This is a genomic window from Pseudomonas sp. HLG18 (genome assembly GCF_051903985.1).
Classification (GTDB): Bacteria; Pseudomonadota; Gammaproteobacteria; order Pseudomonadales; family Pseudomonadaceae; genus Aquipseudomonas; species Aquipseudomonas fluorescens_BT.
Window position 1 is genome coordinate 83,234 of record NZ_CP195831.1, and the last position, 11,130, is coordinate 94,363.

Consider the following 11,130-nt stretch of genomic DNA (forward strand, 5'->3'; position numbering starts at 1 on the left):
TGCCCAGGAGCCTGCCGATGGATGCCCAAGCCCGCAAAGAACAACTCCGTAAAGCTGAGACCTTCAAAGCCCTGCATGAGCGCGCCGGGATTTTCGTGATTCCCAATCCGTGGGACGCAGGTTCGGCGAAGATGCTCGCCAGTCTGGGATACCAGGCGCTGGCGACCACCAGTGCCGGTTATGCGTTTTCCCAGGGCAAGCCCGATGGTGCACTTGGCCTCGAAGAAACCTTGAACAACGTTCGGGCGATTGTCGCTGCCACGGATTTACCGGTGGCAGTGGATCTGGAAAACGGTTTTGCCGACGCTCCGGCCGAGTCCGCACAAAGTCTGTTGCGAGCAGCCGAAGCGGGCGCAGTGGGCGGTTCCATCGAGGATGCCACCGGTCGCCCGGATGCGCCGATCTACTGCTTCGACCACGCCGTGGCGCGGATCGAAGCCGCCGTCAGCGCAGTGCGCACGTTGCCGTTTCCCTTCACGCTGACGGCGCGTGCGGAAAACTACCTGCACGGCAATCCGGATATCAACGACACCATTCGCCGCTTGCAGGCGTTCGCCGAAGCAGGCGCCGATGTGCTTTATGCTCCGGGTCTGAGGACGGCTGAAGAGGTGTTGGCGGTGGTACGCGCAGTGGCGCCGAAACCGGTCAATGTGTTGATGTCCGGCGGCTTGAAACTGACCGTGCAGCAGTTGGAAGAAATGGGCGTGAAGCGCATCAGCACCGGTTCGGCGCTGGCACTGGCGGCGTTCGGCGAGTTTTTCCGGGCTGCCGAGGAAATCCAGCAGTCGGGCACGTTCGGTTTTACCTCGCGGTCGATGCCGTACGCGAAGGCCAATCAGTTTTTCAAGGGCTGAAGCAGGGCGCAATCAGGCGGCGATGCGCAGGTTCTGCTGAACGATCGGGCGCACCCAGCCGTTATCGAAGTCCAGGGCTTTCTGCTGCTCGACGATGGCTTCCGGCGGGAACGGCGGGTAAGGCTGCAGCAGATCCAGGTCGAACTCGGCAATCGGCAGGTACAGCGGCTTTTTCTGCGGGGCAGGGCCCGGTTCCGGAATCGGCTGGCCGTTGTTGATCACGACCGGACGAACCCAGCTGCTGTCGAAATCCTGCTGCTTTTGCTGAGTCTTGATTTCTTCCGGCGGGAACGGAGGGTACGGCTCGGCCAGTGTCATGTCGATTTCGGCGATCGGCAGGAACAGCGGCTCCGGCGGACGCACCTCGGTTTCCACCACATCGCATTCGCGCTGGTCGATGATGTGGGCGTGCAGCTCGCTGCCGATGGTGGGTTCTTCAGGGCTTTCAAGATCGACCGGTGGGAAGGTGCCACAGGCCGGCACCACATCACTCGATTGTTCGGCCAGTGCCTGGGCGAAGAAATCCTGCCACAGGTGGCTGATGCCGCCCAATGCTTGAGTGTTATGACGGCTGAAATCGCCTTTGGGCGAAATGTAGCCAATCGATGTGGGAAGAATGCCTGACATTTTTTTCGGTCGACGCTCAGCTCTGGCAAAATGCGCGTTGATTGGGTTATCGGCGGTTTTTGCCGATCCTTAACTTTTTTGAGCGTGTTTTCCATGATTGAGCAACCCGCGGCCTGCCGCATCCATGTCCAGGCCCTCGGCCCGGCGTTCGAAGCGCAGGCCGAGCAGTGGGCCGAGCGCCTGAATCTGCCATTGCAGGTGGCCGACGGCGAATTCGCCTTGCAGGTTGGCGAGCAGGGCTTGCAGTTGCAACAGCTGGGGCCGGATGCCCCGGGGCCGGTGCGGGTGGACTTTGTCGAGGGTGGCGCGGCCCATCGTCGGTTGTATGGCGGTGGCAGTGGTCAGATGATCGCCAAGGCTGTCGGTATCGCCCAGGGCGTGCGTCCGCGGGTGCTGGATGCCACGGCGGGGCTGGGCAAGGATGCGTTCGTGCTGGCCAGTCTCGGCTGCGAGATGAGCCTGATCGAGCGTCAGCCGCTGATCGGTGCCTTGCTGGAGGATGGTCTGGCCCGTGCGGCGGAAGACTTTGATGTGGCGCCGATCGTGGTGCGGATGAAGCTGCTCAAGGGCAACTCCATCGACGTGATGCGCAACTGGGAGGGCGAGCCACCCCAGGTGATCTACCTCGACCCGATGTTCCCGCACCGTGAGAAAACCGCGCTGGTGAAAAAGGAAATGCGCCTGTTCCGCCCGCTGGTGGGCGATGATCCGGATGCGCCGGCCTTGCTGGAAGCGGCGTTGGCGCTGGCCACGCACCGGGTGGTGGTCAAGCGCCCGCGCAAGGCGCCGTGCATCGAAGGGCCGAAGCCGAGCCATGCGCTGGATGGCAAATCCAGCCGCTACGATATCTATCCGAAGAAAGCGCTCAAGGCCTGAGGCCGAGTTACTGCCCTTCGCGAGCAAGCCCGCTCCCACATTGGAATGCATTTCAAATGTGGGAGCGGGCTTGCTCGCGAAGGGGCCAGTCCAAACTCCAAATTTCTAGGGGCGATACGCCCGCATGAACAGCCCGACCACTTCCTGCACATGACTTTCCGCCGCCTCGCCGGTCAGCGGCTCACCGCAGCCGTACAACAGGCGGAAATTACCCGCGCCCTTGATCAGGCAGAAGAAGTGCTCGGCGGCGTTGTGCGGGTTGTCGATGCTCAGCACGCCGGTTTCGTGAATCCGCCGCAGCAAACGTTCCATCCCCTGCACCATGCGCTGAGGGCCGGCCTCGAAGAAGATCAGTGACAGGTTGGGATCCTGACTGCCCAAGGCCATGATCAGGCGATGCAGGTTCACCGACTCATCGCTGTTGATCAGGTGGTGAAAGCCTCGCGCAATGTTCAGCAACACATTTTCCACCGCGATGCCGTCCGGCAATTCGAAGAACAGCGGCGGCAACTGCTCCTCGCATTTGGCCACCACGGCGGCGGAGAACAGCGTCTCCTTGTCATTGAAATGGCTGTAGACCGTCAGCTTTGACACGCCAGCTTCGGCGGCCACCGCGTCCATGCTGGTGTTGGCGTAGCCGTGACTGAGGAACAGGATTTTCGCCGCTTCGAGAATTGCCTGGCGCTTGGCCGGATCCTTCGGGCGGCCGGGGCCGTTTGGAGTGGAAAGATTGTTCGACATTCTTCGCTTTTAATACTGGACTGGTGAGTTTGCTATTAATAACATACCGGCCAGTATAATTATTCCAAGCCTCCTTAGCGAAAGGTCCTTCACCATGTTCCGCCATGCGTTGTCCTTTGCGGTGCCAGTCAGTCTGGTGTTTTTATTGTCGGCATGTGGCAAGGAAGAGGTGACGCCAGTCAGCGTGCGACCGGCCATGGTGGTACAGCCAGAGCCTTCGGCGCAGGCGATGGAAAGCTATCCGGGCGAGGTTCGCGCTCGTTACGAGCCCGATCTGGCGTTCCGCATCGGTGGCAAAGTCAGCCGACGACTGGTCGAGGAAGGCCAGCGGGTGAAGGCCGATCAGCCCTTGGCTGAACTTGATCCGCAAGACGTACGCCTGCAACTGGAAGCCACTCGCGCCCAGGTCACCGCCGCCGAAGCCAATCTGAATCTGGTGCGTGCCGAGCGTGATCGTTACAAGACCCTGATGGAACGGCAGATGGTCAGCCGCTCGGCCTATGACAACGCCGAGAATCTCTACCGCTCCGGCGAAGCCCGCCTCAAACAGATCAAAGCCGAATTCAACGTCTCGACCAATCAGGCCAGTTACGCCGTGCTGCGTGCGCCCCAGGATGGCGTGGTGGCCAAGCGTTCGGTGGAAGTCGGCCAAGTGGTCGCCGCCGGGCAGACCGTTTTCACCCTCGCCACTGACGGCGAACGGGAAGTGCTGATCAGCCTGCCGGAGCAAAGCTTCGGCCGCTTCAAGGTCGGCCAGCCGGTTTCGGTGGAGCTGTGGACGCAACAGAACCAGCGCTTTGCCGGGCAGATCCGCGAGCTGTCGCCGGCCGCCGATCCGAAATCCCGTACCTTCGCCGCGCGTATTTCATTCACTGCCGGCAAAGTCCCGGCAGAACTCGGCCAGAGCGCCCGGGTCTTCGTGCAGACCGCCGACATCATCCCGCTGTCGGTGCCGCTCTCGGCGCTGACAGCCGAAAACGGCGCGACCTACGTCTGGGTCGTCAGCGCCAACAACACCCTGAAAAAGACGCCGGTGCGCGTCGGCCCGTTCGGTGAGAAAACCGTGCCGGTGCTCGAAGGCCTCAACGCCAGCGACTGGGTGGTGGCCGCCGGCGTGCATGTGCTGCTGGAAGGGCAGCAGGTGCGTCCGGTGGATCGTTCCAACCGCGTGGTCAACCTGGCGGACAAGGAGTAAGTCCCGATGCGCTTCAACCTTTCCGAATGGGCGTTGCGTAATCGCCAGATCGTACTGTTTCTGATGCTTCTGCTGGCGATTATCGGCGCCTTGTCCTACACCAAGCTCGGCCAGAGCGAAGACCCGCCGTTCACCTTCAAGGCCATGGTCATCCAGACCCGCTGGCCCGGCGCAACGGCGCAGGAAGTCTCCCGTCAGGTTACCGAGCGCATCGAAAAGAAGCTGATGGAAACCGGCGAGTACGAGCGGATTGTTTCGTTCTCGCGCCCCGGTGAATCCCAGGTCACCTTCATTGCCCGCGACTCCATGCATTCGGTGGAGATTCCGGATCTCTGGTATCAGGTGCGCAAGAAAGTCAGCGACATTCGCCAGACCCTGCCACCGGGGATTCAGGGACCGTTTTTCAACGATGAGTTCGGCACCACCTTCGGCAATATCTATGCGCTGACCGGCGACGGTTTTGACTACGCGGTGCTCAAGGACTACGCCGACCGCATCCAGATCCAGCTGCAACGGGTCAAGGACGTGGGCAAGGTTGATCTGCTCGGTTTGCAGGACGAGAAGATCTGGGTCGAGCTGTCCAATGTCAAACTCGCCACCCTCGGCTTGCCGCTGGCGGCGGTTCAGCAGGCGCTGGAGGAACAGAACGCGGTGTCCACTGCCGGCTTCTTCGAAACCGGCAGCGAGCGTTTGCAGCTACGGGTTTCGGGGAATTTTCAGACAGTCGACGAAATCAAGAACTTCCCGATCCGGGTCGGTGATCGTACGTTCCGCATCTCCGATGTTGCTGACGTGCGGCGTGGTTTCAACGATCCTCCGGCCCCGCGCATGCGCTTCATGGGCGAAGACGCCATCGGTCTTGCGGTGGCGATGAAGGACGGCGGCGACATTCTGGTGCTGGGCAAGGCTCTGGAAATCGAATTCGCCCGGATCCAGAAGAACCTGCCGGCCGGCATGCAATTGCGCAAGGTCTCCGACCAGCCGGCGGCAGTGAAAACCGGTGTCGGCGAATTCGTCCAGGTGCTGGTCGAAGCGTTGGCCATTGTGCTGCTGGTGAGCTTCTTCTCCCTCGGCGTGCGCACCGGCATGGTGGTGGCGCTGACCATTCCGCTGGTGCTGGCGATGACGTTCGCCTGCATGTATTACCTCGGCATCGGTCTGCACAAGATTTCCCTCGGCGCGCTGGTGCTCGCACTGGGCTTGCTGGTGGATGACGCGATCATCGCCGTGGAAATGATGGCGATCAAAATGGAGCAGGGCTTCGACCGGATCAAGGCGGCCAGTTACGCCTGGACCAGCACTGCGTTCCCGATGCTCACCGGTACGCTGATCACTGCCGCAGGCTTCCTGCCGATCGCCACGGCGCAGTCCGGTACCGGCGAATACACCCGATCGATCTTCCAGGTGGTGACCATCGCCTTGCTCGCATCCTGGGTAGCGGCGGTGGTGTTCGTGCCGTATCTGGGGGAAAAGCTCCTGCCGGACCTGGCGAAAATTCACGCGGCCAAACACGGCACGGCTGACGGCCAGACCGATCCTTACGGCACGCCGTTCTACCAACGGGTACGGCGTCTGGTGGAGTGGTGCGTACGTCGGCGCAAAACCGTGATCGTGCTCACTGTGCTGCTGTTCGTGGCTTCGGTGGCGTTGTTCCGGTTCGTGCCGCAGCAGTTCTTCCCGGCTTCCGGGCGACTGGAATTGATGGTCGATCTGAAGCTTGCCGAAGGCGCTTCGCTTGCCAACACCACCGCCGAGGTCAAACGGCTGGAAGCGATGCTCAAGGATCATGCCGGCATCGACAATTACGTGGCCTACGTCGGCACCGGATCGCCACGTTTCTACCTGCCGCTGGATCAGCAACTGCCGGCGGCGAGCTTCGCCCAGTTCGTGGTGCTGGCGAAAACCATCGAGGAGCGCGAAGCGCTGCGCACGTGGCTGATCGACACCTTGAACGAACAGTTCCCGGCCCTGCGCTCGCGGGTCACGCGTCTGGAGAACGGTCCTCCGGTTGGCTATCCGGTGCAGTTCCGCGTCACCGGCGAGCACATTGAGGAGGTCCGGGCTCTGGCGCGCAAGGTCGCGGCCAAGGTGCGCGAGAACCCGCATGTGGTGAACGTGCATCTGGACTGGGAAGAGCCGAGCAAGGTCGTGTACCTGAACATCGATCAGGATCGCGCCCGGGCCCTGGGGGTGAGCACGGCGAATCTGGCGAAGTTTCTCCAGAGTTCGCTGACCGGTTCCAGCGTCAGCCAGTACCGCGAAGATAACGAGCTGATCGAAATCCTCCTGCGCGGCACCGTGCATGAGCGCACCGAACTGTCGCTGCTACCGAGTCTGGCGGTGCCGACCGATAACGGTCGCAGCGTCGCGCTGTCGCAGATTGCGACGCTGGAATATGGCTTCGAGGAAGGCATCATCTGGCACCGCAATCGTCTGCCGAACGTGACCGTGCGCGCGGACATCTATGGCAAGGAACAACCGGCGACGCTTGTGAAGCAGATCATGCCGACGCTTGATCCGATCCGGGCCGAGTTGCCGGACGGTTATCTGCTGGATGTCGGCGGTACGGTGGAGGATTCGGAGCGGGGGCAGAAGTCGGTGAACGCCGGGGTGCCGATGTTCATTGTCGTGGTGCTGACGTTGCTGATGGTGCAGCTGCGCAGTTTCTCGCGCACGGCGATGGTGTTTCTGACGGCGCCGCTGGGGTTGATCGGGGTGACGCTGTTTCTGCTGGTGTTCCGTCAGCCGTTCGGGTTTGTGGCGATGCTCGGGACCATCGCGCTGTCGGGGATGATCATGCGCAACTCGGTGATTCTGGTGGATCAGATCGAGCAGGATATTGCGGCGGGGCTCAAGCCCTGGCAGGCGATCATCGAGGCGACCGTGCGTCGGTTCCGGCCGATTGTGTTGACGGCACTGGCGGCGGTGCTGGCGATGATTCCGCTGTCACGCAGTGTGTTTTTCGGGCCGATGGCGGTGGCGATCATGGGGGGGTTGATTGTGGCGACTGCTCTGACGCTTTTGTTTTTGCCGGCGTTGTATGCGGCTTGGTTCCGGGTTCGCAAGGAGGTTTGATTTTGTTTGAGCGTGGCGGCCTTTGGGCCGGCCATGCTCTGGGTGCTTTTTGTGAATATCCGTTGCTTCGGGTGTTGCCGCTGGCGGTTTCGCCCTTACGGCGAGTCACTTTTTTCAAACGCCAAAAAAGTAACCAAAAACGCTGGGCCCCGGCGTTCGGCACCTCGCTTTGGCTCGGTGTTCCTTCGCTCCGGGATTCATCCGGGGGCATCGCCTCCGGTTTGCTTCGCTGCACCTCCTCTCGATGTGTTTGGCTTCGCCAAACGGCGCTTCGCGCCCACCCCCGGATAAATCCCTCCACTCAGCCTGCCGATGGGGCCGGCACGTCAAAAGCGCTACTTGAGCTAACGCTCATCGTGTTGAGTGGGGCGGCTGCGCCGCATGCTGTGGGGTCTCCTACAGCTTTTTCAGAATTCTCTGATATTGAGGACGTCCGGTCTTGGGTGGTGTACTCGATCCTCTGTTTTTATGAGTGATCGGGAGGTTTTTTGTGAAGAAGCCGCCGGTATTGAAAGGACGGTCCGATCCGGTGTTCGACTTGTTGGCGCGGGCGCCGCACAAGCAGCATCTGGTGGATTATCTGGCGCTGCTCAAGCCTCTCGATGATCGGGGGCGTTATTTGCCTTTCGAGGATTTGCGCTATCGCTGGGCGCCGGGGCTGGACGCTCGTTTGTGTTGGGCGCTGGTGAAGAGGGCGAGGGCTGCGCAGTACATCAATCTCCTGCCATTGGGTGAGCCGCCGCAGTGGGGCAAGTATTTGCTGACACCCTCGGCCCGGAAAACCCTTTCGGCCGTCGATCTGCAGACGACTTCCGCTTCGCTGGAGTGCATGACCGGGCAGATCGGCGAACGGTCGCATTTCAGTTATTTGCTCAATGATCTGATCGAAGACGAAGTGATCGCCAGCAGCCAGTTGGAAGGTGCGGCAACGACCACGCGAGTTGCCAAGGACATGCTCAAGTATCAACGGCAGCCGCGCACGCCGGATGAGCGCATGGTCATGGGCAATTACAGGATGATGAATTTCGCCTGGGAAAACCGTTACCAACCCTTGAGTGTCGACTTGATCGCGGCAATGCATCGGGTGGGCGTCGAGGGGATCGATGACGAGCAATACAGTCCCGGTTTTTTCAGGACGAACGATGAAGTGGTGGTACAGGATGGCGAGGGCAACACGGTGCATACACCGCCGCCCGCTGTCGGAGTGGTGATGCGTTTGCAGAGACTCGTACGCTGGATCAATCAGCCACTCGGCTCACCTCAGGAAAAGGACTACCTGCACCCGTTGATCAAGGCGATCACGCTGCATTTTTCTCTGGGCTACGAACATCCGTTTCGCGATGGCAACGGACGGGGTGCGAGGGCGTTGTTCTACTGGTTCATGTTCAAGCACGAATTTTCGGCATTTCGCTACATTGCGATCAGTCCTTTGCTGCGCAATGCGCCGGTGAAGTACGGGCGGTCGTATTTGCATAGCGAGGCCGATGAGCTGGATCTGACGTATTTCATCGAGTTTCAGTGTTCGGTGATTCAGCGTGCAGTCAGTCGCTTCACGGATGTCTACCGCAAAAGCCTGGCGTACACGGAAGACTTTGAGCGCTGGCTGATGGCGTCGGGTTTTTTCGAGCGGCTGACGCAAAGGCAGCGGGCGCTGTATCAGGTGGCCAAGAGCGGAGTGGCGAAGGAGTTTACGGCGAGCAACGTGAGTGAACACTTGGGTTGTTCTTGCAGCACCGCGATGTCAGCGCTAAACGGGCTGGTCGAGTTGCAGGTCTTCGAGAAAAGGAAAATGGGCAGCGAGTGGGTGTTCTTTTTACGCAGTCCAGCCAGTGTGTTGAAGGACGGGAGCGAGTTGTCTCGCTCCCGTGCAGCGTTGGCCTAGAGGCTGCCAAACACCTTCTTCGCCAGACTGGTCGCTGCAGCGGCCGGGTTCTTGCGGATGGTTTCTTCCTGTTTGCCGATCATCTCGAACAGACCGTTCAGCGCTTGTTCGGTCACGTAGCTTTCGATGTTGGCGCTCTTGGAGTCGACCACGCCCAACGTCGCAGCCTGGCCGGCGAACGCGTTGTACTTCTGCGCCACGCCTACCTTGTCGGTCGCCTGTTTGACGATCGGCAGAAACTTGGCGCGGATCTGTTCGCGGCTGGATTTGTCCAGGTATTGGGTGGCGGAGTCGTTACCGCCGCTGAGGATGCCTTTGGCATCGGCCACGCTCATTTTCTTCACGGCGTCGACGAGGATCGGCTGGGCCTGGGTCACGGCGGTTTCCGCGGCCTTGTTCATGGCGGTTTCCAGTTCGTCGACCTGGGCGCCCATGCCGAACGCTTTCATCTTGCCGGCGACTTTGCCGAGTTTGCCCGGCAGTTCGATTTTCACGTCCGGGTTGTTGCTGAAGCCGCCCGGGGTGCCGAGTTGTTTGACGGCCAGTTGCGCGCCTTGGGTCAGGGCATCCTTGAGGCCGCCGGTGGCGTCGCCTTGCGACAGGTCGCTGAGGGACAGGGCCAGTGCGCTGGCGGAGATCATCAGGCCCGCGCACAGGCCGGCGAAGCGTAGGGTAGGGCGGAGCATGAAAGCTTCCTTGTTCAAAAGATTTAGCGGGCGGCGTCGACGCGGACTTTCAGCGGCTGAGGATCCTTGCCATCAAGCTGCACGGCATGGTTTTCGGTGGTGATGAACATCAACTCGCCGTTGACCTCGATGCGTGCGCTGACCGAGTAGCGGTGGCCGGGTTTGACCTGGGTCGGATCGTAGCTCAAATGGAACGGCAGCGGCACTTGTCCCTTGATCGGGCCTTTCTGTTCGTCGAGCACTACCGCGGGCGCATCGGCCAGCGAAACGTCCTGAAGGCTCACACTCAAGGTCGCGCTTGGCGGCAGGGCGATGCGTTGCAGGTAGAACACTTCGCCGTCGAGGCTCGCTTTGCCGCTTGGAGTGGTGGACTGGCAAGCACTCAACACGGTGGCGGCGGCGAGAAGAGAAAGTTTTTTCATGGGGACCTCAAAAGACTTGGGCGCCAGAGGGGCGCCCAAGGAAATCTAGCGGATTTTGGATAACGAGTCAGTGAACAAACGTAACGGTTCATTCAGCCACTGCTCGATTGCCCGCAACAGGCGCGATTGGGGCGGACGTGTCGCGGGTAAAAGTTCGATAGCTTCAGGAAATACGGACAGCCGTTGGTGATACCTGTTTTCTATCCCCGTCAGTGCATACCGTTTGCCCGGCACAACATGCGCTGGATCATATTTAAGATAAAACGAAATGGCAGTTTCCTCATCGTGAGAAACGCGCGCCAGTTCGACATCGGGACTTTCTTTTTCATGCAGGCTGATAGTGATTGCCTGTTCGGGTGGAATCATTTCGGGTTCCTGCACTTCAACATACAAGTAACCGATCGGACTCAAATGCAGCGTCTGACGGTGGGGCGCCTGATGAACAATGACGAAATGTTCCTGCTCCAGCAGCAAGGGTTGTCCGTTGTGAAAGAGCTGGACGGTGACACGATATTTGACGCTGACATCAGTGAGTCGGTGGGGAAACCGGAAGTTCCACTGACCGTCGACGATGGAAGGATATCTCCAGTGTTTGACGCTTGTCGTTTGCCGTGTATTGATCAGTTGAACATCGACGACGGTTTCATTGTTTCCGTCGAGAGGGGCGTTGAAGTCGGGTGGAAGACTGAACGTTACATTGATGGTATGGGGGGATTCATTCAACTGGCTCATATCGATTTCCTTATCGATTAAAAGAGCCCATTAATTCATA

Annotated in this window: 10 protein-coding genes; 5 read left to right on the forward strand and 5 right to left on the reverse strand. The window is 60.2% G+C overall.

From position 1 onward, the window contains the following. Positions 1 to 17 precede the first annotated feature (17 nt). Complete coding sequence (locus ACSPX5_RS00400; RefSeq protein ID WP_207866794.1) at positions 18 to 854, forward strand: isocitrate lyase/PEP mutase family protein; 837 nt, start codon at positions 18 to 20, stop codon at positions 852 to 854. A 12-nt stretch (positions 855 to 866) separates the two neighbouring features. Here ACSPX5_RS00400 and ACSPX5_RS00405 read toward each other — a convergent pair whose 3' ends face one another. Beyond that, the gene (locus tag ACSPX5_RS00405) at positions 867 to 1,481 is read right to left on the reverse strand and encodes an energy transducer TonB (RefSeq protein ID WP_207866793.1); all 615 of its coding nucleotides are present in this window, start codon (positions 1,479 to 1,481) and stop codon (positions 867 to 869) included. A 93-nt stretch (positions 1,482 to 1,574) separates the two neighbouring features. Here ACSPX5_RS00405 and ACSPX5_RS00410 point away from each other — a divergent pair, with 93 nt between their 5' ends. Continuing rightward, complete coding sequence (locus ACSPX5_RS00410; protein ID WP_439820754.1) at positions 1,575 to 2,357, forward strand: class I SAM-dependent methyltransferase; 783 nt, start codon at positions 1,575 to 1,577, stop codon at positions 2,355 to 2,357. A 105-nt stretch (positions 2,358 to 2,462) separates the two neighbouring features. Here the strand turns inward: ACSPX5_RS00410 and ACSPX5_RS00415 are convergent, their stop codons facing one another. Then, on the reverse strand, positions 2,463 to 3,098 hold the full coding sequence (locus tag ACSPX5_RS00415) for a TetR/AcrR family transcriptional regulator (protein WP_169429040.1): 636 nt from the start codon (positions 3,096 to 3,098) through the stop codon (positions 2,463 to 2,465). 94 nt (positions 3,099 to 3,192) lie between these two features. Between ACSPX5_RS00415 and ACSPX5_RS00420 the strand changes: the two genes are divergently transcribed. From ACSPX5_RS00420 to ACSPX5_RS00430, 3 genes are all read left to right on the forward strand, one after another. Further along, the gene (locus ACSPX5_RS00420; RefSeq protein WP_323159944.1) at positions 3,193 to 4,293 is read left to right on the forward strand and encodes an efflux RND transporter periplasmic adaptor subunit; all 1,101 of its coding nucleotides are present in this window, start codon (positions 3,193 to 3,195) and stop codon (positions 4,291 to 4,293) included. A gap of 6 nt (positions 4,294 to 4,299) precedes the next feature. Further along, positions 4,300 to 7,368 (forward strand): efflux RND transporter permease subunit, encoded by a 3,069-nt coding sequence (locus tag ACSPX5_RS00425; protein ID WP_323159943.1) that lies wholly within the window; start codon positions 4,300 to 4,302, stop codon positions 7,366 to 7,368. A 490-nt stretch (positions 7,369 to 7,858) separates the two neighbouring features. Continuing rightward, on the forward strand, positions 7,859 to 9,250 hold the full coding sequence (locus ACSPX5_RS00430; RefSeq protein WP_439820755.1) for a Fic family protein: 1,392 nt from the start codon (positions 7,859 to 7,861) through the stop codon (positions 9,248 to 9,250). Here ACSPX5_RS00430 and ACSPX5_RS00435 read toward each other — a convergent pair. The 3 genes from ACSPX5_RS00435 to ACSPX5_RS00445 are packed head-to-tail and all read right to left on the reverse strand — an operon-like array spanning position 9,247 to position 11,090. Then, positions 9,247 to 9,936, reverse strand: a complete 690-nt coding sequence (locus ACSPX5_RS00435; RefSeq protein WP_439820756.1) for a DUF4197 domain-containing protein — start codon at positions 9,934 to 9,936, stop codon at positions 9,247 to 9,249. The genes ACSPX5_RS00430 and ACSPX5_RS00435 overlap by 4 nt on opposite strands. 23 nt (positions 9,937 to 9,959) lie before the next feature. Next, positions 9,960 to 10,358 carry a YbaY family lipoprotein gene (locus ACSPX5_RS00440; protein ID WP_207866789.1) on the reverse strand — a complete coding sequence of 133 codons (399 nt, stop codon included), beginning with the start codon at positions 10,356 to 10,358 and terminating at the stop codon, positions 9,960 to 9,962. A 45-nt stretch (positions 10,359 to 10,403) separates the two neighbouring features. Further along, positions 10,404 to 11,090, reverse strand: a complete 687-nt coding sequence (locus ACSPX5_RS00445) for a hypothetical protein (RefSeq protein WP_439820757.1) — start codon at positions 11,088 to 11,090, stop codon at positions 10,404 to 10,406. Between the last annotated feature and the right edge of the window lie 40 nt (positions 11,091 to 11,130).

Excerpts from the sequence above, each read along its gene's own strand:
- ACSPX5_RS00410 (WP_439820754.1), top strand. The coding sequence starts at position 1,575 with ATGATTGAGCAACCCGCGGCCTGCCGCATCCATGTCCAGGCCCTCGGC.
- ACSPX5_RS00435 (WP_439820756.1), bottom strand. The coding sequence starts at position 9,936 with ATGCTCCGCCCTACCCTACGCTTCGCCGGCCTGTGCGCGGGCCTGATG.
- ACSPX5_RS00400 (WP_207866794.1), top strand. The coding sequence starts at position 18 with ATGGATGCCCAAGCCCGCAAAGAACAACTCCGTAAAGCTGAGACCTTC.
- ACSPX5_RS00440 (WP_207866789.1), bottom strand. The coding sequence starts at position 10,358 with ATGAAAAAACTTTCTCTTCTCGCCGCCGCCACCGTGTTGAGTGCTTGC.
- ACSPX5_RS00415 (WP_169429040.1), bottom strand. The coding sequence starts at position 3,098 with ATGTCGAACAATCTTTCCACTCCAAACGGCCCCGGCCGCCCGAAGGAT.
- ACSPX5_RS00425 (WP_323159943.1), top strand. The coding sequence starts at position 4,300 with ATGCGCTTCAACCTTTCCGAATGGGCGTTGCGTAATCGCCAGATCGTA.
- ACSPX5_RS00405 (WP_207866793.1), bottom strand. The coding sequence starts at position 1,481 with ATGTCAGGCATTCTTCCCACATCGATTGGCTACATTTCGCCCAAAGGC.
- ACSPX5_RS00420 (WP_323159944.1), top strand. The coding sequence starts at position 3,193 with ATGTTCCGCCATGCGTTGTCCTTTGCGGTGCCAGTCAGTCTGGTGTTT.
- ACSPX5_RS00445 (WP_439820757.1), bottom strand. The coding sequence starts at position 11,090 with ATGAGCCAGTTGAATGAATCCCCCCATACCATCAATGTAACGTTCAGT.